The sequence below is a fragment of the Campylobacter sp. BCW_4341 genome (assembly GCF_001764255.1).
Taxonomy (GTDB): Bacteria; Campylobacterota; Campylobacteria; order Campylobacterales; family Campylobacteraceae; genus Campylobacter_D; species Campylobacter_D jejuni.
Genome location: NZ_MKAH01000005.1, coordinates 101,896 through 124,535 on the forward strand (window position 1 = coordinate 101,896; position 22,640 = coordinate 124,535).

The following is a 22,640-nucleotide window of genomic DNA, read 5'->3' on the forward strand; positions in this document are numbered from 1 at the left end:
TAAAACATAACAAGGATAATGATTATTAAATTTCTTGTAGAATTTTTTCGCAAATTTTTCTAGGGTTATTATCTTTATAAATAGGGCGTCCAACTACTATAAAATCGCTTAAATTTTCTCTAGCCATTGTTAAATTAGCGACGCGTTTTTGATCATCATTTTTCTCTCCAAATGGACGAATTCCTGGAGTGAGAGTTAGGAAATTTCTTTGAGTGTGTTCTTTGATGATTTTACTTTCAAAAACAGAGCATACCATACCATCAAGTCCATTTTCATAGGATATTTTTGAAAAATTAATTACAGCTTCTTCGATTTTTTGTCTATAAATACTAAAGAAATTTTCTTCATCAAAACTCGTAAGAGCAGAAACTGCTAAAACTAAAGGTCTTTTTGAAAATTTGCTAAGCCGTGTCATAACTTCTTGCATAGCTATTTTTCCAGCACTTGCGTGGATATTGATCATATCAACACCAAGTTTTGATATTTCTTCGCAAGCATCTGCCATAGTGTTGGGAATATCATGAATTTTAAGATCAAGAAATATTTTAAAATCATCAACTTTTTTAAGTTCTTCTATGAATTTAAAACCATCTCTTAAATATGCTCTTAAACCTACTTTTAACCATATGTCTAAATTTTTTAATTCTTTAGCAAGTTGCAAGCATTCTTCTTTTGTAGAAAGATCAAGTGCGACACAAAGCTTCATTTTTTAGCCTTTATCAAGGCATCTAAAACTCCATTTATAAATTTTGGAGAATTATCATTAGCAAGTTCTTTGGCAAGTTCTATAGCTTCATTGATAACAATGGCGCTAGGAGTATCGGTAAAAAGTAACTCATAAGCTCCAAGTCTTAGTATAGCTCTTTCTACATGTCCTAAAGCTGTAATTTGATTATCATTTAGAAATGAATTTAAGGTTTCATCAATATTGTTTAAATTGTCTAAAATTCCATGATATAAATTTAAAGTAAAATTTTTTTGTTCATTGCGTATTTTTTTTTCATCTAAAATTTCATCTACAAAAACGTTGTTTTGAGAATTTAATTCAAAAGCATAAAGCAAGGAGATGACGCTTTGGCGAACTTGATGACGCGTTGCCATTAAAGCTCCTTGCTTAAATTTAACATCTCGATTACAGTTGTCATAGCTTCAAAGCCTTTATTGCCTGCTTTGCTTCCAGCTCTTTCTATGGCTTGTTCTATTGTATCTGTAGTTAAAACACCAAAGCTTACAGGGATATTATGATTTAAACTCACATTGGCTATGCCTTTGGTGGTTTCTGCTGAAACATAGTCAAAATGCGGAGTTGAGCCACGAATTACTGCGCCTACACAACAAATTGCATCAAATTTTTTGCTTTCTATAGCTTTTTTTAACGCATACGGAAGTTCAAAAGCACCAGGAACAAGTATAAGGCTTAGATTTTCCTCTTTGCCTCCGTGTCTTAAAAAAGCATCTTTTGCTCCTTCTACAAGGCGATCTGTGATGATATGATTAAATCTTGCATTAATGATAGCAATTTTTGTATTTGAGTCTAAATATAATTTTCCTTCAATAATATTCATTTGTTTTCCTTTATGATATTTTGTATTTCTAGTAATGTATTAACGCAATTTTTAAGGCGTGTAAGATTAAGCATATTAGGTCCATCGCATAAAGCCTCGCAAGGATTAATATGTGTTTCAAAGAAAAAGCCATCTATGCCTACGGCTGCTGCCGCTCTTGCTAAAGGTTCTACAAATTCGCTTTTCCCTCCGCTACTTCCACCTGCAGCCCCTGGCATTTGTACACTATGGGTAGCATCAAAAATAACTGGAGCAAATTCACGCATAATAACTAAAGAACGCATATCTACTACTAGATTTCCATAGCCAAAGCTAGATCCTCTTTCAGCTACAAAAACACCATTTTTTTGAGCAGCTTCATAGCCTTCATCTTCTATGCCACGGGTTTGTAGAACTTTTTTAACGCTGTATTTGATATCGCTTGGGTTTAAAAATTGTCCTTTTTTGATATTAACTTTTGCCTTAGTTTTTGCTGCGGCTACAAGTAAATCGGTTTGACGACATAAAAAAGCAGGAATTTGCAAGACATCAGCTACTTCACTTACAGGGTTTGCTTGATTGCTTTCGTGTATATCGGTTAAGATTTTCATACCAAATTCATCTTTTACGCTTTGTAAAATTTTTAATCCTTCTTCAAGACCAGGACCTCGAAAAGAATTAATACTTGTGCGATTGGCCTTATCAAAACTTGATTTGAAATAAAATTCTATATTTGGATTTTCATTAAAGTTTTTTAACTGTTCAGCAACTTTAAAAATCAAATCTTTGCTTTCTATCACGCAAGGACCAGCAATGAGTATCATTTTTTTCATTTTTTTCCTTTGTTCTTAACTAAAATTAATCCACCAAAAATAATGCCTATTATACCTAAAAAAACTATAGTGCTTGGTAAATTATCTCCTAAAATTATCCCAACTATCATACTAAATACTACATCAAGATAACTAACTCCAGCAACTACTCCTGCTTGTTTAGCGATACCATAAGCTTTAGTGACATGAATTTGATAAATGGTGCCTAAAGTTCCCATAATGGCAACGATAAGCCAAGCTGTAAGACTTGGCATCACAAAAGGTGCTAGAATGAAATCTAAATGTAAAGAATCAAGATGCTGTGGTTCAAAAAATTCAGCACTGATCATAGAAATTAAAGGCATTAAGGTTCCTAAAAGGATAAAAGAAAAGGCAATTTGTTCTGTAGTGTAAGATTTTCTAAGTTCTCTTACACTTGTAAGAGCTAAAGCAGCTAAAAATCCACTCGTGATACCTATAACTGAATTTTTTAAATCAAAGCCTGAATGATTTAAATTATGAGCCCAAGGCTGAGCGATTAAAAGCACTCCACCAAATGCTATTAAAATTCCTATCCAGCCTTTGATGCCAATATTTTCTTTAAAAACAACAAAAGCTATTAAAGTAATAAAAATAGGAGCAGTTTTTTGAAAAGCAAAAGCTCCACCTAGTGTAATATTTGAAACATTATAGAAAAACATATATAGTGAAAGCGTGCCTACTACTCCACGAAATACCAAGAGCCAAAAATGTCCCCCTTCTTTATGTGCCTTAGATTGCTTTAAAAGATAGACTATGAAAAAAATTCCTATGATATTTCTAAAAAACATAATTTCTATAGAACTCATTTCCTTGCTAAGAATTTTTGCACAAGCTCCCATAAGTGCAAAATCCAAACATGCTAAAATCATGAAATAAATTCCTAAATTATGCTTGATTACTTTTAGCATTTTTTTTCCTTGACTAAAATCTGGGTTAATTCTAGTCTTTTTTTGCTTAATATTAAGCCAAATTTTATATAATTTTAAAAATATAATTTTCTAGGAAAAAAATGCAAAGCATCATACTTATAGGCAAGCCAAATGTTGGTAAATCAAGTCTTTTTAATAGAATGGCAAGACAAAGAATAGCTATTACAAGTGATATTTCAGGTACAACTAGAGATACAAATAAAACGCAAATTCATATTCATTCAAAAAAAGCCATGCTTATTGATAGTGGAGGGCTTGATGAAAGTGATGAACTTTTTAAAAATGTGAAAAAAAACACTTTAAAAGTAGCCAAAGAAAGCGATATCATACTTTATCTAGTTGATGGAAAATTAGCGCCTGATGATGAGGATAGACAGTTTTTTTATTCTTTAAAAAAACTTGGAAAACCTATAGCCTTAGTGATTAATAAAGTAGATAATAAAAAAGATGAAGAAAGGGCTTGGGAGTTTGCAAATTTTGGCGTAAAGGAAATCTTTAATCTTTCAGTAACCCATAATGTAGGCTTAGATGAACTTTATGAATGGCTTGAAAAATTTTTACATGAAGAGTTTTTAATCCCCGATGAAGAAGAAAATTTAGAAGATTTTTTAGAGCATTATGAAGAAGGAAAAGAATTTCAATTTAAAGAAGTCGATCAAAATCATATCAGAGTGGGTATTGTAGGGCGTGTAAATGTTGGAAAATCAAGTCTTTTAAATGCTTTGGTTAAACAAGAACGTAGTGTTGTAAGTTCTATCGCAGGAACTACTATAGATCCTGTTAATGAAAGTGTAGTTCATAAAGATAAAGTGATAGAATTTGTTGATACTGCAGGTATTAGAAAAAGGGGTAAAATTCAAGGACTCGAACGCTTTGCCCTAAATCGCACGGAAAAAATTTTATCTCATTCTCAAATAGCACTTTTGGTTTTAGATGCGCATGAGGGCTTTAACGAGCTTGATGAACGCATTGCTGGGCTTGTGGCTAAGCATTATTTGGGTGTGATTATTGTTTTAAATAAATGGGATAAAAGTGAGATGGATTTTGATAAGACTGTAAAAGAATTGCGTCTTGATCGTTTTAAATTTCTAGCTTACGCACCCGTGATTAGTGTATCAGCTTTAAGTGGAAAAAGGGTGCATGTTTTACTCGATAAAATTTTGCAAATTTTTGAAAATTTCACTCAAAAAATCCAAACTTCTAAGCTTAATACGTTGATAGAAAATGCCACAAGAGCACATCCTTTGCCGCATGATTATGGGAAATTGGTTAAAATTTATTATGCAGTACAATATGACTTAGCACCGCCAAAAATTGCGCTTATCATGAATCGTCCTAAGGCTTTGCATTTTAGTTACAAGCGTTATTTGCAAAATCAAATCAGAAAAGAATTTAATTTTGAAGGTGTGCCTTTAGTGATTGCTTCGCGTAAAAAGGGCAGTAAAGAAAATGATGAAAGCTAAAAATATCGTTTTTATAGGATTTATGGGTTCTGGAAAAAGTACTTTAGCAAGAGCTTTGGCTAAGGATTTAGATCTTGTTTTTTTAGATAGTGATTTTTTAATAGAACAAAAATTTAATCAAAAAATCAGTGAAATTTTCGCACAAAAAGGCGAGATTTTTTTTAGAGAACAAGAGCAAAAAATGGCTGATTTTTTTAGTTCTTGTGAGAAAACTTGTATTGCTACAGGCGGGGGTTTTGTTAATGTTTCAAATTTAGAAAAAGTAGGTTTTTGTATTTATTTAAAAGCAGATTTTGAATATTTAAAAAAGCGTTTAGATGAAAATGAAATTTCTAAAAGACCTTTGTTTTATGATGAAATTAAAGCAAAAAAATTATATAATGAGCGTTTAAGCAAGTATGAACAAAAGGCAAATTTTGTTTTAAATATAGAAAATAAAAATATAGACAAGCTTTTAAGCGAGATTAAAAAGGTGATAAAATGAGAGTATTAACAGGCCTTCAGCCAAGTGGCGATTTGCATATAGGTAATTATTTTGGTGCGATTAAGCAAATGGTAGATGCACAAGAAAAAAGCCAAATGTTTATGTTTATTGCTAATTATCATGCCATGACTTCTTCTCAAGATGGAGAAAAACTTAAACAAAATTCCTTAAAAGCTGCTGCGGCTTTTTTAAGCCTTGGTATAGATCCGCAAAAGAGCGTTTTTTGGTTGCAAAGTGATGTTAAGGAAGTTATGGAGCTTTATTGGATTTTATCGCAATTTACTCCTATGGGTTTATTAGAGCGTGCGCATAGTTATAAGGATAAAGTTGCTAAGGGGCTTAGTGCTTCACACGGACTTTTTTCTTATCCTGTTTTAATGGCGGCAGATATTTTGCTTTTTGATACACAAATTGTCCCTGTAGGAAAAGATCAAATCCAGCATGTTGAAATCGCACGCGATATTGCCTTAAAAGTTAATAATGAATGGGGTGAAATTTTTACCCTTCCAGAAGCGAGAGTTAATGAAGAAGTAGCTGTAGTTGTAGGCACCGATGGGGCAAAAATGAGTAAATCTTATCAAAATACTATAGATATTTTTAGCAGTGAAAAAACCTTAAAAAAACAAATTTCTTCCATAGTTACAGATAGTACCGCTTTAGAAGATCCAAAAGATCATGAAAACTGCAATGTTTTTAAAATCGCAAAGCTTTTTTTAGATGAAGCAGAGCAAAAAGAATTACAAATACGCTATGAAAAAGGTGGCGAGGGTTATGGACATTTTAAAATGTATTTAAACGAGCTTGTAAATGTTTATTTTAAAGAAGCGAGAGAAAAATACAATGAGCTTTTAGAAAAGCCTTCACATTTAAAAGAAATTTTAGATTTTGGTGCAACCAAAGCAAGAAAAATCGCCCAAGAAAAAATGCAAAAAATTTATGAAAAAATCGGACTTTAAGGAGTAGAAAATGCTAGATTTAAAAAATTTGCAAAATAATTTTGATGAAGTGGCTAAAAAGTTAAAAAATAAAAAAGTTGATGAAAATATTTTAAAAAAACTTGCTGAACTGTTTGCAAGTTTAAAAAAAGAAAAAACAGCTTTAGAAGAATTTCAAGCTTTTCAAAATAAATTCAGCAAAGAGCTTGCTACAGCCGAAGATAAAGAAAATTTAAAAGCAAAATTAAGCGAAAATAAAAGCAAAATTAATGAGCAAAGCGCTAAAGTAAATGCTTTAGAAAATGAGCTTGAAGAAATCGCTCATGCCATCCCAAATATCCCTGATGAGTCTGTGCCTGTGGGTGAAGACGAAGATGAAAATGTGGAGCTTAAAAAAGTTTTAAATCCACCTAGCTTTGATTTTACTCCAAAAGAACATTTTGAATTAGGTGAGAGTTTAAATTGGCTTGATTTTGTGCGTGGGGTAAAAATTTCACAAAGTCGTTTTTGTGTGCTTAAAAACGAAGGAGCTTTATTAAGCCGCGCTTTGGTAAATTATATGATAGATTTTAATAGAAGTCGTGGATTTGAATTTGTTAATGTGCCTTTTTTGGTAAATGGTGCTACTATGTTTGGGACAGGTCAGTTGCCAAAATTTAAAGAAGATATGTATAAGGTAGATGATGAGGATTTGTATTTGATCTCAACTTCTGAAATTCCAGTAACCAATCTTTATAGTGGAGAAATTTTAGCGAGTGAAACTTTACCGATAAAAATGACTTGTTATAGCGCTTGTTTTAGAAAAGAAGCAGGCAGTGCAGGGCGTGATACAAGAGGTATTATAAGACAACACCAGTTTGAAAAAGTAGAGCTTGTAAGTATTACTAAACCTGAGCAAAGTGATAGCGTGTTTAATGAAATGCTTGAGTGTGCAAGTGATTTGCTGAGTTCTTTAGGTTTAGCGCATAGACATTTGATGCTTTGCACTGGAGATTTGGGTTTTAGTGCGGCAAAAACTGTAGATCTTGAAGTGTGGCTTCCAGGACAAAATAAATATCGTGAGATCAGCTCGGTTTCAAATTGTCGTGATTTTCAAGCAAGACGCGCTAAAATTCGCTATAAAAACGAACAAGGAAAAAATGAACTCGTCCACACTCTTAATGGCTCATCTTTGGCAGTAGGAAGAACTTTGGTAGCGATTATGGAAAATTATCAAGATAAAGAAGGAAAAATTCATATTCCTGATGTTTTGAAAAAATATTTTTAAAGAGTATAGATGGCTGAACAAGAAGATATAATACTAGAAAAACCCGAAGATGGCTTAAATCAACCAAGACTTGATGAGAGTTTAGAGGGATTTAAAGGGCAAGAGGGGCAAGCTCCAGAAGATGAAGAATTTGCATCATTGCCAGAAGAATTACCTCAAGAAAATAGTGAAAGTGGTTTTAAATTTACAAGAGAAAGTGCGCCTGAAGATGTATCAACTTTTGAAGAAGTTGAAAGTCAAGAGCCTACGCCTTGGTATAAAGATCGTAAGTTTATGTCTCTTGTGGGTTTATCTTTGGGGATTATTTGTATTTTAGTTTTTACACTTTTTTATTTAACTTTTAGTGAAGGAAAAATTAAACCAGATATTATAGCTTCTAAGCCTTTAGAACAACCTGTTGTTATGCCTGATGAATCATATAAATACAATGATATGCAAAGAATTGATGGTATGATCCAAAAAGCAAATGCTTTATATTTAAAGGGTGAGGTTGAACAGGCTTTAAAAGTTTATGAGCAAGTTGCCGTATATAATGAATCTTTATCTAATTATAATTTAGGCGTTTCTCAAATGAATGAGAATAAATTCCAAGAAGCTTTTGAAAGCTTCAAGAAAGCTATAGCCAATGGAGAAAATCAAAGTGTAGCTGCTATCAATGCTGCTGTTTGTGCTTTAAAGCTTAATGATAAGGAAAAATTTAGATATTATATTGATTTAGCTCAAGTGTATCTTCCAAAAGAAGGAAAATCAAAATTATATGATTATTATTTAAGCTTGATTAATTATTACAAAGGATATTACCCTGAGGCCTTACAAATGTTGCAAAGAACAGATGTGGAGCCGTATTCTGATGTTGCAAAGTATTTGTCTGCTAAAATTTATGCAAAAATGGACTTTGATTCCAAGGCTATACAGCAATTAAATTCTCAAGGCAATTTTGAATCTAGTTTATCTTTAGGTCTTTTATATGCTAGAATAGGAGAATATGCTAAAGCTAAAGTCGCTTTAAGTACAGCGATGAAAATTGAAAGAGATTTTAATCAGAGTTTGGCGGCTTTGACATTGGTTGATATTAAAACAGGAAATTATCAAGATATGTTAGCACGCTTGCAAAATTCTTATGATAATGATAAAGATAGATATAAGATTTTAGATACTTATAAAATTCAAGTTCGTTTAAATAAGGATCTTTTTAATATAGCAGTTGCTCAAAATTCTTTTTCAAAAGATTTGTTAAAAAAACAAAAAGATCAATTCGATTTACTTTTTTATTTTGCACCTTATCAAGTGTTTGATAGTAAGCAGGCTGCTTTGTATATTAAAAAAGCTAATGTTACAGATTTCGTAGATGATAGTACTGATGCGGGAATTTATCTTAATGCAAGCAAAGCTCTTTCATCTACCAATGTAAAAATTGCCAATATTATTAACTATGCATTAAATCAGAAGTTACGCCTTGCTAACCAAGAATTTCAAAAACTTATCAAGGATTATCCAGAACATAGTATTTTACATTATAATTTGGCTTTAACCTATGCCCAAATGCAAAATTATGAACTTGCTTATAAGCATTTTTCAAGTTCATATCATCTTAATCCTAAAAATTACTTAGCAGGTGCTTTTGCTATGTTTTGTGCAAAATTAATTGATATTGATACAACTAAACTTTACAATGAAATTCTTGATAATATAGCTGCTGATTCTAATTTTAAAGCTAATATGCAAAAAAGTATGTTGTTTTTAGTTAATAATAATTATATTTCTATGCTTCCTTATTTAGATGAAACAAAAAAAGACACGCCTTTGAGTTTGATTTTTGAAGCTATTGTTGCTAAAAATAATAACCTTAATAATCAAGTAGATGTGAAAATTGCTAAATTGCGTTCAGAGTTGCCTGAAGATATTTTGACAAATATTTTGTATTTTAATTCTTTAAATTCAAATTTAAATATTAAAGAATATGCTCAAAATGCTCAAATTCATTTTAAAAATTTAAAACTTGATTATCGTAGTGTTTTTGGTGGGCCAAATATAGCTAGGGAATTTTATGTTAATTTAATGCATATTGCAGGGCTTTTAAATTTAGAAAGACAGAAATTTAAAGAGTTGATTAATGTTTCAGGAGCAAAAGATGAGGGTATTTTACAAACTTTAGCTTATTTGGATATTTTTGCACAGCAATACGAGGAGGCTTATGCGCTTTATAATTCTTTGATTGATGATTATGGAGCTAAAGATACTAAAACTTTATTTTTAGCAGCCGTAGCAGCCGTAGGTGCAAATAATCCAAATTCAGCTATAGCGCTTTTGCAGCTTTCTAAACTTACAGATAAAAATAACAAAGAGAGTAAAGCAGCTCTTGGTATGTTGTATCAAGAAGTAAAGAACTATGAAGCTGCGATATCTCAGTATAAAACTTTACCTAATAATTTTAAGAGTGAATTTTTTACTTTTGATATTAATAACAACTAAAAATGCTTAGAAATTTCTAAGCATTTTTAGTTAAGCTTGAAGATCTAGAGTTTTTCCGCCTAGTTCATCAATGCGATCGCTAACTTTTTTAAGTGCCGCATCTATTGTATTTTGACTGATTTGAGGAAGTTCTCCGCCCCACATTTTTTCTGCTTGCTCAAATCCTTTTTTCATACCTTCAAGACCTTTTTTCAATTTTTCAACATCGTCGCCACCGCCTTTAATAACAAAATCCGCGATGCGATTGGCTGTATTTTCCACTCCAAAAAAACCATTTTCACTTACAAGTTGTTGAAGTTCATCTGTATTCATATCAAGTGGATTTTTGCCACTGTAGCCTAAGGATGCAAAATCAATATTTGTAAGTATAGATTTCGCAGTATCTAAATTGGCACCATTTAAAAGACTATCTAGTCCAGTTTGGGCATTGCTCGAACCTATTACAGCATTCATTGTTTGCTGTTGAAATTGAACTAGGTAAATTTGTGTAATGCCCTTTCCACCAAGTGCATTTAATTTTTCAAGGGTATTTTTATCTACATCCTTGCTAGAATTAGCACTTTGAACATTTTTGTCTTTTGTGTTTTCCTTAGCATCATCTGCCTTCTTATTGCTAACTTGTGTTTGTGCCATGCTAGCGATATTTGAAAAAGTATTCACTTGCATATTTGCTCCTTTGTGTGAGGCTTTAATTTATATCGACTTTTGACTTAAAAAATTTATAAGAACATTAAATTCCTTATTTTCAAAGGAATTTAATGTTTTATTGTAGATAATAAGCAATTTGCTCTTTATTGAGAATGCGGATAAGATTGCTAGTACCTTCTACTCCTGTTGGAAAGCCTGCAGTTAGAAGATAGCATTTGTCTTCATCCATAAAACCTTTTTCAACACTTGATCTTACAGAGTCTTTTAATAATTCTGTAAGTTCATTACTCTTGTTAACCAAAATCGCAGGATTAACTCCCCAAACTATACTTAAAGAGTTTAAGGTTTTTTCAGAATGCCCTACTGCTATGATTTCTATATTTGGGCGATATCTTGCAATCTTAATAGCAGATTTTCCGCTACTTGTTAAAGAAAAAATAGCATCAGAGTTAAGATCTGTTGCAAGATGAGCTGAAGAACGCATGATTTTATCTGTATTGTCTAAATCATTAAAATCATTAAATTTGTTATATGGATAGCGTTTTTCTGTTTCTATTATAGTTTGGCACATTATATCAACAGCGTTTGCAGGATCTATACCAACGGCGCTTTCTTCACTTAGCATTACTGCATCTGTTCCATCTAAAACAGCATTTGCAACATCTGAAATTTCAGCTCTTGTGGCGGTTTTGCTTTTGGCTAATGAAAAAAGCATCTGAGTCGCAGTAATAACAGGCTTAGAGGCATTGTTTGCTTTTTGTATAATTTCTTTTTGGATATTAGGAACTTTATAATAAGGTACTTCAATACCTAAGTCTCCTCTTGCAACCATTATACCATCGCTAGATTTAATAATCTCATCAATATTTTCTACTGCATCAAATTTTTCAATTTTTGCAAAAATAGATATTTTTGCGTTATTTTGTGCTAAAATTTCACGAACTTCATCAATATCGTGCGCATTTTGCACGAAAGATATTGCTAAAAAATCTACTTCATTTTTTATACCCCAAAGTAAATCATTTTTATCTTTTTGTGTAATAACATCAATATTGATTTTAGTATTCGGAAAATTAATACCTTTATTTGAGTTTAAAAAACCATCATTTTCTATAATGGTTTCAATTTTTTGATTATCTATATTTAGTACTTTAGCACGAATTGATCCATCATACAGATAAATATATTCATCAATTTTTAACATATCTAAAATGGATTTTTGATTGATACTGATTTTATAATGATTTTGAGCAATCTTCTCCCCTAAAATTGTTTCACGATAAAAATCAAGTCTATCACCCTTTTTTAATTCAAATGGTTCTTTAAGTTCACCTGTACGAATTTTAGGACCACTAATGTCTTGTAAAATTCCAATACGAGTATGCAATTCTTTAGCTACTCTTCTTATGGTATCTAAGTTTTTTTTATGATACTCATGTGTTCCATGAGAAAAGTTTAAACGGAAAACATTTACACCATTGATAATCATTTGGCGTAGAATTTCTTCCTTTTCACTTGCTGGACCTACTGTGGCTACAATTTTTGTTTTTTTAAGCATGGTAAACTCCTTTTGAAATTATTGTAGCTAAAAATAGAAACAAAATGATTACAATAATTCTGAAGAAAATTTATCTTCGTTAAATTCCATTCCTAGGTAATTACATACAAGCTTTGCATCTCTTTCAGCATTTCCTAGACAACTTGTTGCTCCAGGACTTGGAGTCATATTGAAAATAATACCAGGGGTTTCTGTGATGCTTGCTTCACCTAGCATTAATTCTCCTTTAGTTTTATCAATAACTTGTGGTCTTACGCCTCCAAAACCTTTTGCATAATAAATATCGCTTGCTTTAAGACTTGGGACTATTTTTTTGGCATCTTTAACAAATAAGCTTTTATCAATAAAAGGTAGTTCAAAAAGATAATTATAAAAGATGTAATTTCTAATTGTTGCATCTTTAAACATATTAAAAGTTACTTTTAAAACAGTTTTATCAAGTTTTAGTGCTTCAAAAAATTCTGGAACTGATTTTAGACCATGATAACGTTCTAGTTTTGGAATAACAAGTGCAGTAGGTCCAAAGCGAGTGTTCATATTAGCAAGTAAATCAGGATCTCCATGAAGAGCTGCAAATGGAAGTTTAGGATTTTGCACCATATAAACCTTGCCATTTAAAAGTTTTTGTTTGGTTAAATAAAAACTTCCTGCAACAGGCCAACAAGACTTATCCATACCTAAGTTCATTTTATGTGCTAAATATAAAGAGTGCGCTCCAGCATTGACAACTACGCTTTTGGCATGGTATTCTTGATGATTTGAGGTTTTTAATATAAAAATATCATCCTTTTTTTCTATGTGAATAATTTCTTGATTAAAGGCAACGAAAGTATTTTTATTTTGTTTTTGGGCTTGTTCTATTAGATTTATACTCATTTTCCCAAAATCTACAGTTGTAAAAACCTCGCCGCTTTCAACACCCATGGCGCAGATATTTTCAGGTCTATCTTGATTGCAATCTTCTCCTAAAACAACCTTGGGTTCAATTTGTTTGATTTTTGCTTTATCGAAAAATTTTATATAAGGATAAAGTTCTTTAAATTCTTCATAGCGTTTTTTCATATAATCACATTCTATATCTCCAACAGCTAGAGCCATTTTTTGATGAGAAAACATGAAATTATTTTGCGCATTTTGCATGAGTCCATATTTAACTATCATATCAGCTGTTCTTTTTACTTTTCGCGCTTTTTCTAAAGTATAATTGGTTTCAATATCTCCACAATGAATGGTTTGAGAATTACTCGTTCCCTTAGAATTTAATGTTGCAGCTGTATTATATTTTTCTATCAAAGCAATATTTTTAATATTTGTATATCTTGCAAGCTCGTAAAATAATGCTGCTCCTGAAATTCCAGCTCCGATGACAAGCACATCAAATTCTTGTTGGCTCATTGTTTTTCCTTTTTTTATTTTAATAAACTTTTTTCTAAATAGAAGTTTAATTGAATTTGTTTTACAAAAAGTTAAATTTCATTAAGGTTTGATATCAATGAGAATTTTTGTAACATTTTTAATAAAGTAAATTGGGATTTTCTTTTATAATCTTTTTCATTCCTCGAAAGATTAAAAGTTTATCATAAATTGCGTGATCGAAATAATTTGCTAAAAATTGCCCATCTCCACCAGTGAAATAAAGCTTTTTATTTTGAGCGGTATCTTTTATCAGTAGGTAAATTCCTTTAAAAACACCATAACTTAAAGCATCCATGGTTTTTTGTGGGAATGCATCAAGACTAACTTGAGTGTTAAATTCACTTTTTAATCGTGGTGAAATATGGCTATAAATTTTTTTATAATTTGCAATACCTGGCAAGATAAAACCACCAAGATGTATAGAATTAGAAATAATATCAATTGTAATAGCACTACCTGCATCTACAACAACTCCATCTTCAATAGTATAACAAGCTGCTATGCGATCGATTCCTAATCCTTGATAAATTGTATCAAATAAAAAATAAGGTTCAAGATTGATAAATTTTTTTTGATTTTTTAAATGTTCTTTGAGATGTTCATTGACATTGATATAAAAAATTTTTTGTTCATTTTTAAATTCTAAAAACTGATCTATACTAAGAGTAAAATATTTGTTATCATCTAGGAAATTAGCATTTGAATTCCCAATATCACAGAGCAACATAGATATTAAATCCTTTCATTTCTAGATGATTTTTTGCTTTAGAGCAAAGAGAAGCCATACTAAAAAAATATTTGTTATTTATGTTAATTTGCTGTGCTAGATTTTCTAAAAATAAGGCATCTTTCATTAAAAATTTTGTTTTTCCTGTATACATAAAAAGAATGTTATTTTGATCTTTAGCACAAATATAACTTTTTTTTCTAGTCAACATACTTAAGTCATAGGGCTTTAAATTTAATTTTAAAGACTTTATTGTTTGTTCTAAAATTTTTATCATAGCAAATCTAAAATTTTATCTCCGTAGTAAAATTTACCATTCCCCATGAAAGAAATTTTATCAACAGCTTCTGAAAGTTTAAATACTTGTGTATTATCTAAATTTAGATTCATTTTGATAAGATAGCCTGTTTTTTCAAAAATGTATAAATAATTATTGTATATATTGCTTTTTACAAAAATAGCAAATTCAAATTTTTTTTCTGCAATTTTTCTTAAGTTATAATCAGTTTTAATAATAGTGCCATCTTTTTCTAGTATAAAAATACCATCATCACTAAGTGCAACATCTTTTATGTCAGCGTCAAGATAAAGAGTTCTAGCAGGGCTTACAACAATGATTTTTTTAGCTGTTGCTGCTATAAGTTTATCTCCGATTACACTTAGATGGATTACATTGTTGAAAAAATTTTCTGCTGAAATAACCACATCTTTAATGACTTGAAGATTGTTTCTTGAAAGAATTAAAATTTTGCCATCTAGCGTTGGATATACGATGATATTGTCTAAAAATATAGGATTAGCGGTACGACTGTCTTGAGCTGGAGCTGAGGTTAGGGTTTGACTAAATTTAATACCCAAAGAACGATTTGCAAGAACTATAGTATTGTTTGCAAGTACAAGGGCTAAATCATCTCCATTAGAAGCTACTCCTACAACACTAGCGTCAAATTGAAAATTATAAATTTCATTATAAGAATTGTCAAAAATTTTTAAATTTCCATTATTATCTGCAGTAAAATATTCCCCATCTTGATAAGCTAGAAGCATATAATTTTTAGGAAGTTTAAACTTGTCTATGGAGATATTATTTTTTAAGATAGCTGTATTATTGCTAAGTTTTGCAGAAACTAGATTCCAATCAACGATTTTACTTTTTAAATTGCTATTATGACTTAAATCTCCATCGGTTTGTTTTGGTTCAAAATATTGTCTTTTGGTGCCACAAGCACATAGAAATATTAAACAAAATAGTGTTAAAAATATTTTTTTCATTGTGTAATGCCTTGATAATGTTTGAGGTTTTTAGCTATTTGATTTAAACTTGAATTTTCTTTTATCCGAGAAAGTAAAACATTAGCTTCTTCGATTTTATTTTGCTCTAAAAGTTTGTAAGCTTCTAATAATTTATCATAATTTTTTAAAAATATTGATTTATCTCCTAAAGATAATGCAATAATATTTTTAAGTAAAGTGTTTGTTTGAGCATTATTATAAATTTGTTTTAGTTCATTTTGAAAGGCTGTATTATTAAGATCATTAATATTTTCTTTTAGTAAAAAGATAGTGTAAAGATTAGTATTTTTATTTTTAAGTTGTTCTAAAAGATTTTTATTGCTAGGATCTTGTATTAGATTGGCATAAATTTCATTTGCTTCTTTTGTTTTATAATCGTTTATTTTTGAGATTATAAAATTTCCAGCAAACCAAGCAACTAAAATTATCACAACAGCAGATATATAAAATTTATACTTGCGTATAAATCTCTCTCCTTTGATAAAATTTTCTATAAATCGTTCTTCTGTGTTAAGTTCATTTTTAACAGCTTTTAAATTATCTTTTAGTCCCAAAATTTATCCTTGAAAAAATATTTTTATTTTTGTATAGAAAAATTATGATATTGTATCATATAAATTGCAAAATATCCTAAACAATTTAAAGCTTTTTATGATATAATTTTCAAAATTTTAACTTTTTTATTAAGGTTTAAGAAATGCAAATAGATGAGAAATTATTAAGCAAGCTTGAAAAATTAAGTGCTTTACAAATAACAAAAAACAGAAATGAAACTATTGCACAGTTAAGTGAAATTGTGAATTTTGTTGAAAAATTAAACGAACTTGATTTAGATTCCCAAGAGATTACTGTGAGTACTATAAAAGGTGGAGCTCCTTTGAGGATTGATGAGATAAGAAATAGCAATGTTATTGATGAGGTTTTAGATTGTGCTCCAAAAAAACAAGAACATTTTTTTGTTGTTCCTAAAATCATAGAATGATTAACTTAGCATTTAGTGCTTATTTGTAGAATAAATTTAAAACAAAAAAAATCAGAGAGTGATTGAAATGAATTTTTATTGGTTTGATGCTTTTATTTTAGGATTTACCTTGCTTTTAGGGCTTAAGGGTATTATCAATGGTTTGATAAAAGAAATTTTTGGACTTTTGGGTATTATTGGTGGTGTTTTTATTGCTTCAAAATATGCAACTCAAGCAGCTGAATTTATACAAAGTACTTTTTATAAGATAGAAAATCAAAGCTTAGCTGGATTTGCTGGATTTTTAGCCATATTAATTATTTTTTGGATAGTTTGTTTATTGGTGGGTAATTTTCTTTCTAGGTTGATTAAATTAAGTGGCCTAGGTTTTTTAGATCGTATTGGTGGCTTTATATTTGGTGGAGCAAAAATCTTTTTAATTTTTGCAATTTTAGTTTTTTGTGTGGCAAGAATTGATTTTTTAAATGATAAATTAGATAATTTTGCTAAAAATAGCTATACTTTAAATTTACTTAAAGAAACGGGATCTTTTATTATGAATCAACCTTTAACAGAAAATAGTCTAGATCATGCTAGTGAAAAGTTGCAAGATATTGTAAGTGATTTAAACAATACTCAAAAAGGGGAGTGATATGCTGATAGAAAATGTGGAATATGATGTTTTACTTGAGAGATTTAAAAAAATATTAAGACAAGGCGGACTTAAATATACCAAGCAAAGAGAAGTACTTTTAAAAACTCTTTATCACAGTGATACTCATTACACACCCGAAAGTTTATATATGGAAATCAAACAAGCTGAACCTGATTTAAATGTAGGAATTGCAACTGTTTATCGTACTTTAAATTTACTTGAAGAAGCAGAAATGGTAACTTCCATTTCTTTTGGTTCAGCAGGTAAAAAATATGAGCTTGCTAATAAACCTCACCATGATCATATGATATGTAAAAATTGCGGAAAAATTATAGAGTTTGAAAATCCTATTATAGAAAGACAGCAAGCCTTGATTGCAAAAGAACATGGTTTTAAACTTACAGGGCATTTGATGCAGCTTTATGGTGTTTGTGGTGATTGTAATAATCAAAAAGCAAAGGTAAAAATATAAATGTTTGATAATATTTTAGAGCAGCAAAGAATAGAAAAAGCTAAAGAGTTAAAAAAATTAGGGATTAATCCTTATCCTCATTTTTTAGAAAAGGAAATGTCTTTAAAGACTTTTAAGGATAAATTTTCTTATATTTTAGAGCAAGTTGAAAAAAGAGATGAAAGTGTCAATGCTGTTGTTGCAGGACGTTTGAAACTTTTGCGTATAGCTGGGAAATCAATTTTTGCAAACATTGAAGATGAGGATACAAATTTACAAATTTATTTTAGTAAAGATAGCGTAGGCGAAGAGCTTTATACGATTTTAAAAAAGAATTTAGAGGTGGGTGATATTGTTTTGGTTAAAGGTTTTCCTTTTGTAACTAAAACAGGTGAATTTAGTTTGCATGTAAGCGAAGTAAAACTCGCTACAAAAGCTATTGTTCCTTTACCTGAAAAATATCATGGATTAACAGATATTGAGCAAAGATATCGTAAACGTTATGTTGATATGATAATGAATGTCGAAGTTAGAAAAGATTTTTTAGTGCGTTCTAAAGTGGTGAGTTTAATCCGTCATTTTTTTGAAAATAAAGGCTTTTTAGAAGTAGAAACTCCTATGATGCATCCGATTGCAGGTGGAGCAAACGCTAAGCCTTTTGTAACTTTTCATAATTCTTTAGGCGTAGAAAGATTTTTAAGAATTGCTCCAGAACTTTATCTTAAAAGACTTATAGTAGGTGGTTTTGAGGCGGTTTTTGAAATCAATCGTTGTTTTAGAAACGAAGGTATGGATTTAACTCATAATCCCGAATTTACAACTATAGAATTTTATTGGGCCTATCATAATTATAAAGATTTAATGGATTTAACCGAAGAACTTTTTGCTTTACTTTTGGATAAACTTAATTTAGGAAAAACAATAGAATTTGATGGAAAAATGATAAATTTTTCCAAACCTTTTGAAAGAATAACCTATAAAGACGCACTTTGTAAGTATGGTGGTTTAGATAGGGATTTAATCGAAGATAAGGAAAAAATTCTTACTAAATTAAAAGCAGATGGTTTTGAAGCGAATGAAAAGCTTGAACTTGGACATTTGCAAGCTGAACTTTTTGACAATTATGTGGAAGAAAAATTGATCAATCCTACTTTTGTGATTGATTTTCCTATTTCCATAAGTCCTTTATCAAGACGTAGCGATGAGGATTCTCAGATTGCTGAGAGATTTGAGTTGTTTATTTGCGGAAGAGAATTGGCAAATGGTTTTAATGAGCTTAATGATCCTCTTGATCAATATGAGAGATTTTTAAAACAAATTGAAGCTAAAAATGCAGGCGATGAAGAGGCTTGTGAAATGGATGAAGATTTTGTAAATGCTTTGGGTTATGGAATGCCTCCAACGGCAGGGCAGGGCATAGGTATAGATAGACTTGTTATGCTTTTGACAAATAAAAAATCCATTCGTGATGTGATATTGTTTCCTGCAATGCGTCCATTAAAATCAGAACTAAAGGAGAAAGAATGAGTTTAGAAATGTTTGATAAAGAAATTTTTGATTTAACAAACAAAGAGTTAGAGCGTCAATGCGAAGGTCTTGAAATGATAGCGAGTGAAAATTTCACTTTACCTGAAGTAATGGAAGTTATGGGAAGTATCTTGACGAACAAATACGCAGAAGGTTATCCGGGTAAAAGATATTATGGTGGTTGTGAATTTGTTGATGAGATTGAAACTCTAGCCATTGAAAGATGTAAAAAACTTTTTAATTGTAAATTTGCTAATGTTCAGCCTAATTCGGGTTCTCAAGCTAATCAAGGTGTTTATGCGGCTTTGATTAATCCAGGTGATAAAATTTTAGGAATGGATTTAAGTCATGGTGGACATTTAACTCATGGCGCAAAAGTAAGTTCTTCAGGTAAAATGTACGAAAGTTGTTTTTACGGTGTAGAACTTGATGGAAGAATTGATTATGAAAAAGTAAGAGAAATTGCTAAAAAAGAAAAGCCAAAACTTATAGTTTGTGGAGCTAGTGCTTATGCAAGAGTGATTGATTTTGCTAAATTTAGAGAAATTGCCGATGAAATAGGTGCTTATCTTTTTGCTGACATAGCTCATATTGCAGGCCTTGTTGTAGCAGGCGAACATCCAAGTCCTTTTCCGCACGCTCATGTAGTGAGCTCAACTACACATAAAACTTTGCGTGGTCCAAGAGGTGGTATTATTATGGCAAATGATGAAGAGCTTGCTAAAAAAATTAATTCTGCGATTTTTCCAGGTATTCAAGGTGGTCCTTTGATGCATGTAATTGCTGCAAAAGCAGTAGGATTTAAATTTAATCTTAGCGATGAGTGGAAAGTTTATGCAAAACAAGTAAGAACCAATGCTCAGGTTTTAGCTAATGTTTTAATGGATAGAAAATTTAAACTTGTTAGCGATGGAACAGATAATCACCTTGTTTTAATGAGTTTTTTAGATCGTGAATTTAGTGGAAAAGATGCAGATTTAGCTCTTGGAAATGCAGGTATTACTGCAAATAAAAATACCGTTCCAGGAGAGATTAGAAGTCCTTTTATCACAAGTGGATTAAGACTCGGAACTCCAGCCCTTACTGCCAGAGGTTTTAAAGAAAAAGAAATGGAAACTGTGTCAAATTATATTGCAGATATTTTAGATGATATTAATAATGAAAAATTACAAGAGAATATTAAACAAGAATTAAAAAAACTTGCAAGTAATTTTATTATTTATGAAAGGGCTATGTTTTGATTTCACCAATGGATATGTCGCTAATTAAAATAATTGGCGATCATTATTATATAAGACGCGATAAAATTGTAAATAAAACTACACATAGAGGTCGCTTATTTTTTGATAAATTTGAAAGAGTTGATGCTCCTTTAAATTTAAATGTCATGAGAGAACACGCTGCTAAAAAAATTGTTGTCGCTCATGATTTAATAACAAAAGATAATAAAGTAGAAAATATTGTCTTTGATTATAATGGTTTTAATGCTGAAAGATTTTATCACCGTGCACAACTTATTTTAAGAGAAGAAGGTTTTATAAATTTCACAGCCTATAAGACTAAAACTCCAGGACATTTACATCTTTATATTCACAAAGGACACACGGCGTTAAACGAAGGTTATTCTTTAGCGTCTAAACTTTCAATGATGTTTGCAAGTAAAATGCCAGTAGAATGGAAGGTGTTTCCTAGTATGGATGTACCTAGAGAATTTAATATTTTAATATTGCCTTATGAGGTTTATCAAAAAGAACGAGGAAGTTCTTGGTCTAAGCACATGTAAGAAAGGACAAATTATGGAAAATCAAAAAAATGAATTTGATGATATTATTTTAGAAAAAAGTAATAAAAGTGAAAAAGTAAAAAAAATTCTTTTACGAGTTATTGCTTTAGTTATTTTGTTTTTAGCTATCATGATAGTTATGAAACTTATTAATGGTAGTGGTGATGAAAATACGCAAAATCAAAGTGTATTACCAAGTGAACCTATAGCAACTCAAGACAATAACAATGATACTTCTTTTGAAAGTATGCCAATTACAGATAATACTTCAGCAGAAGATCAATTTGAGGCATTAAGAAAACAATTTCAAGATGAACAAAATACAACTCAAAATACAACAACCTCTAGTTCAAATAACAATGATACTACAAATTTTGCTATGCCTGATCAAGAAGTTCCAGCAGAACCAACAGCAACTACTTCAGAAAATACCACTCCGCAAGCAAGTGCTCCCAAACAAGAAGTAAAACAAACTGCAAAACCTAAAGAAGAAGTAAAAAAACAAACAGCTGTAAAAAAAGAAAAAGAAAGCACAAAACAAACTCCTAAAAAAGAACAAAATGCAAATGATTTATTTAAAAATGTTGATGCTAAACCTGTACATCCAAGTGGTTTAGCATCGGGTATTTATGTGCAAATTTTCTCAGTAAGTAATTTGGATCAAAAATCAAAAGAACTTGCTTCTGTAAAACAAAAAGGTTATGATTATAAACTTTATAAAACTACAGTTGGAGGTAAAGAAATTACTAAGGTTTTAATAGGACCATTTGAAAAGGCAAATATTGCAGTAGAACTTGCTAAAATCCGTAAGGATATTGCAAAAGATGCTTTTTCTTTTACTTTAAAATGAAATTTTTAGCAGTTATAGGCGATCCTATTTCTCACTCTAAATCGCCTAGAATGCATAATAATGCTATTAAAGCCTTAGGGCTTGATAGTATTTATACACGCTATCATTTAAGAAATGCTAACTGTTTAAGAGAAGATTTTTTTAAATTAGGACTTAGTGGAGCTAATATTACTTTGCCTTTTAAGGAAAAAGCTTTAGATATTGCTGATGTGAAGGATGATTTTGCTAGAAATATTGGCTCTGCAAATACTTTATGCTTAAAAGAAGACAAAATTTACGCTTATAATACTGATGCTTTAGGTTTTTTAGAAGCTATTAAGGATTTTGATAATATAAAAAAAGCTTTGATTTTAGGTGCTGGAGGTACAGCTTTGGCACTTGCTTATACATTAAAACAAAAAGGCATAGAAGTGTATATAGCTAATCGCAGCAAAGAAAGATTTAAAGATTTTTTAGCTTATCGAACTTATCTTTATAAAGACTTGCAAGATTTTGATTTTGATTTGGTTATAAATTCAACTTCTGCTGGATTAAAAGATGAAAATTTACCTTGCGATAGGGAGCTTTTAGATAGAATTTTACCTAAAGCTAAATTTGCTTTTGAGGTAATTTATGGCAGAGAAACACCTTTTTATAGATTGTGTAAAGAGTATCATTTAAAAATTAAAGATGGACTTGATATGCTTTTATGGCAAGGGGTTTTTGCTTTTGAGCTTTTTTTTGAAATACAAGATAAAAGAGAGATGATAAAAAATGCAATGCAACAAGCATTGATTTTAAAGTAGAATGATAGTTATTTTTTTGTATGAGAAAATTTAATTTT

General features: G+C 30.5%; 24 protein-coding genes and 1 pseudogene. 13 read left to right on the top strand and 12 right to left on the bottom strand.

Annotated features, from left to right (window positions below; all coding sequences use genetic code 11):
* Positions 1-28: 28 nt before the first annotated feature.
* The 5 genes and pseudogenes from pyrF to AJN70_RS00620 form a co-directional block, all read right to left on the bottom strand.
* Positions 29-706: pseudogene (gene pyrF, locus AJN70_RS00600) on the bottom strand (orotidine-5'-phosphate decarboxylase); the annotation flags it as partial.
* On the bottom strand, positions 703-1,101 hold the full coding sequence (gene nusB / locus AJN70_RS00605; protein WP_002854405.1) for a transcription antitermination factor NusB: 399 nt from the start codon (positions 1,099-1,101) through the stop codon (positions 703-705). The pseudogene pyrF and the gene nusB, both read right to left, overlap by 4 nt.
* Positions 1,101-1,565 (bottom strand): 6,7-dimethyl-8-ribityllumazine synthase, encoded by a 465-nt coding sequence (gene ribE / locus AJN70_RS00610; protein WP_002933962.1) that lies wholly within the window; start codon positions 1,563-1,565, stop codon positions 1,101-1,103. The genes nusB and ribE overlap by 1 nt, the downstream gene beginning before the upstream one ends.
* Entirely contained in the window at positions 1,562-2,377 is an 816-nt protein-coding gene (kdsA, locus tag AJN70_RS00615) for a 3-deoxy-8-phosphooctulonate synthase (protein ID WP_002933960.1), read from the bottom strand. The genes ribE and kdsA overlap by 4 nt, the downstream gene beginning before the upstream one ends.
* Positions 2,374-3,306 (bottom strand): DMT family transporter, encoded by a 933-nt coding sequence (locus AJN70_RS00620; protein ID WP_070295333.1) that lies wholly within the window; start codon positions 3,304-3,306, stop codon positions 2,374-2,376. Before AJN70_RS00620 ends, kdsA begins: the two co-directional genes overlap by 4 nt.
* Before the next feature lie 101 nt (positions 3,307-3,407).
* Here AJN70_RS00620 and der point away from each other — a divergent pair, with 101 nt between their 5' ends.
* Genes der through pflB form a run of 5 tightly spaced genes read left to right on the top strand, consistent with a single transcriptional unit; the run spans position 3,408 to position 9,948 of the window.
* The gene (gene der, locus AJN70_RS00625) at positions 3,408-4,790 is read left to right on the top strand and encodes a ribosome biogenesis GTPase Der (protein ID WP_038816916.1); all 1,383 of its coding nucleotides are present in this window, start codon (positions 3,408-3,410) and stop codon (positions 4,788-4,790) included.
* Positions 4,777-5,274 carry a shikimate kinase gene (locus AJN70_RS00630; protein WP_072225852.1) on the top strand — a complete coding sequence of 166 codons (498 nt, stop codon included), beginning with the start codon at positions 4,777-4,779 and terminating at the stop codon, positions 5,272-5,274. The genes der and AJN70_RS00630 overlap by 14 nt, the downstream gene beginning before the upstream one ends.
* On the top strand, positions 5,271-6,230 hold the full coding sequence (gene trpS, locus AJN70_RS00635; protein WP_070295335.1) for a tryptophan--tRNA ligase: 960 nt from the start codon (positions 5,271-5,273) through the stop codon (positions 6,228-6,230). The genes AJN70_RS00630 and trpS overlap by 4 nt, the downstream gene beginning before the upstream one ends.
* 10 nt (positions 6,231-6,240) lie before the next feature.
* A complete protein-coding gene (gene serS / locus AJN70_RS00640; protein ID WP_070233640.1) occupies positions 6,241-7,476 on the top strand; it encodes a serine--tRNA ligase in 1,236 nt (411 codons plus the stop codon).
* Positions 7,477-7,485: 9 nt separating this feature from the next.
* Entirely contained in the window at positions 7,486-9,948 is a 2,463-nt protein-coding gene (pflB, locus tag AJN70_RS00645) for a motility protein PflB (protein ID WP_070278293.1), read from the top strand.
* A gap of 30 nt (positions 9,949-9,978) precedes the next feature.
* Here pflB and AJN70_RS00650 read toward each other — a convergent pair whose 3' ends face one another.
* The 7 genes from AJN70_RS00650 to AJN70_RS00680 form a co-directional block, all read right to left on the bottom strand.
* Entirely contained in the window at positions 9,979-10,614 is a 636-nt protein-coding gene (locus AJN70_RS00650; protein WP_070276415.1) for a hypothetical protein, read from the bottom strand.
* Positions 10,615-10,711: 97 nt separating this feature from the next.
* Positions 10,712-12,154 (bottom strand): pyruvate kinase, encoded by a 1,443-nt coding sequence (pyk, locus tag AJN70_RS00655; protein ID WP_070276417.1) that lies wholly within the window; start codon positions 12,152-12,154, stop codon positions 10,712-10,714.
* Between the two features lie 48 nt (positions 12,155-12,202).
* On the bottom strand, positions 12,203-13,549 hold the full coding sequence (locus tag AJN70_RS00660; protein WP_070276419.1) for an FAD-dependent oxidoreductase: 1,347 nt from the start codon (positions 13,547-13,549) through the stop codon (positions 12,203-12,205).
* Positions 13,550-13,667: 118 nt separating this feature from the next.
* Entirely contained in the window at positions 13,668-14,297 is a 630-nt protein-coding gene (locus AJN70_RS00665) for a type III pantothenate kinase (protein WP_070276421.1), read from the bottom strand.
* Positions 14,284-14,574 (bottom strand): hypothetical protein, encoded by a 291-nt coding sequence (locus tag AJN70_RS00670; RefSeq protein ID WP_002859475.1) that lies wholly within the window; start codon positions 14,572-14,574, stop codon positions 14,284-14,286. Before AJN70_RS00670 ends, AJN70_RS00665 begins: the two co-directional genes overlap by 14 nt.
* The gene (locus AJN70_RS00675; protein WP_002869933.1) at positions 14,571-15,569 is read right to left on the bottom strand and encodes a hypothetical protein; all 999 of its coding nucleotides are present in this window, start codon (positions 15,567-15,569) and stop codon (positions 14,571-14,573) included. Before AJN70_RS00675 ends, AJN70_RS00670 begins: the two co-directional genes overlap by 4 nt.
* Positions 15,566-16,144: a hypothetical protein gene (locus tag AJN70_RS00680; protein ID WP_002895444.1), complete on the bottom strand. Its 579-nt coding sequence runs from the start codon at positions 16,142-16,144 to the stop codon at positions 15,566-15,568. Before AJN70_RS00680 ends, AJN70_RS00675 begins: the two co-directional genes overlap by 4 nt.
* Positions 16,145-16,287: 143 nt before the next feature.
* On the opposite strand from AJN70_RS00680, the gene gatC reads away from it, so the two are divergent.
* The 8 genes from gatC to AJN70_RS00720 all read left to right on the top strand — a co-directional run bounded on the left by gatC (position 16,288) and on the right by AJN70_RS00720 (position 22,602).
* Complete coding sequence (gatC, locus tag AJN70_RS00685; RefSeq protein ID WP_002858734.1) at positions 16,288-16,572, top strand: Asp-tRNA(Asn)/Glu-tRNA(Gln) amidotransferase subunit GatC; 285 nt, start codon at positions 16,288-16,290, stop codon at positions 16,570-16,572.
* A 67-nt stretch (positions 16,573-16,639) separates the two neighbouring features.
* On the top strand, positions 16,640-17,203 hold the full coding sequence (locus AJN70_RS00690; RefSeq protein ID WP_002869932.1) for a CvpA family protein: 564 nt from the start codon (positions 16,640-16,642) through the stop codon (positions 17,201-17,203).
* Between the two features lies 1 nt (position 17,204).
* Complete coding sequence (locus AJN70_RS00695; RefSeq protein ID WP_002854230.1) at positions 17,205-17,678, top strand: Fur family transcriptional regulator; 474 nt, start codon at positions 17,205-17,207, stop codon at positions 17,676-17,678.
* Complete coding sequence (gene lysS, locus AJN70_RS00700; protein ID WP_070295336.1) at positions 17,679-19,184, top strand: lysine--tRNA ligase; 1,506 nt, start codon at positions 17,679-17,681, stop codon at positions 19,182-19,184.
* A complete protein-coding gene (locus tag AJN70_RS00705; protein ID WP_002870802.1) occupies positions 19,181-20,425 on the top strand; it encodes a serine hydroxymethyltransferase in 1,245 nt (414 codons plus the stop codon). Before lysS ends, AJN70_RS00705 begins: the two co-directional genes overlap by 4 nt.
* Positions 20,422-20,967, top strand: coding sequence for a DUF1882 domain-containing protein (locus AJN70_RS00710; protein WP_002870803.1), 546 nt, complete (start codon positions 20,422-20,424; stop codon positions 20,965-20,967). Before AJN70_RS00705 ends, AJN70_RS00710 begins: the two co-directional genes overlap by 4 nt.
* A gap of 13 nt (positions 20,968-20,980) precedes the next feature.
* Complete coding sequence (locus AJN70_RS00715; RefSeq protein ID WP_004313898.1) at positions 20,981-21,817, top strand: SPOR domain-containing protein; 837 nt, start codon at positions 20,981-20,983, stop codon at positions 21,815-21,817.
* A complete protein-coding gene (locus tag AJN70_RS00720) occupies positions 21,814-22,602 on the top strand; it encodes a shikimate dehydrogenase (protein ID WP_070276423.1) in 789 nt (262 codons plus the stop codon). The genes AJN70_RS00715 and AJN70_RS00720 overlap by 4 nt, the downstream gene beginning before the upstream one ends.
* The last annotated feature ends 38 nt before the right edge of the window (positions 22,603-22,640 follow it).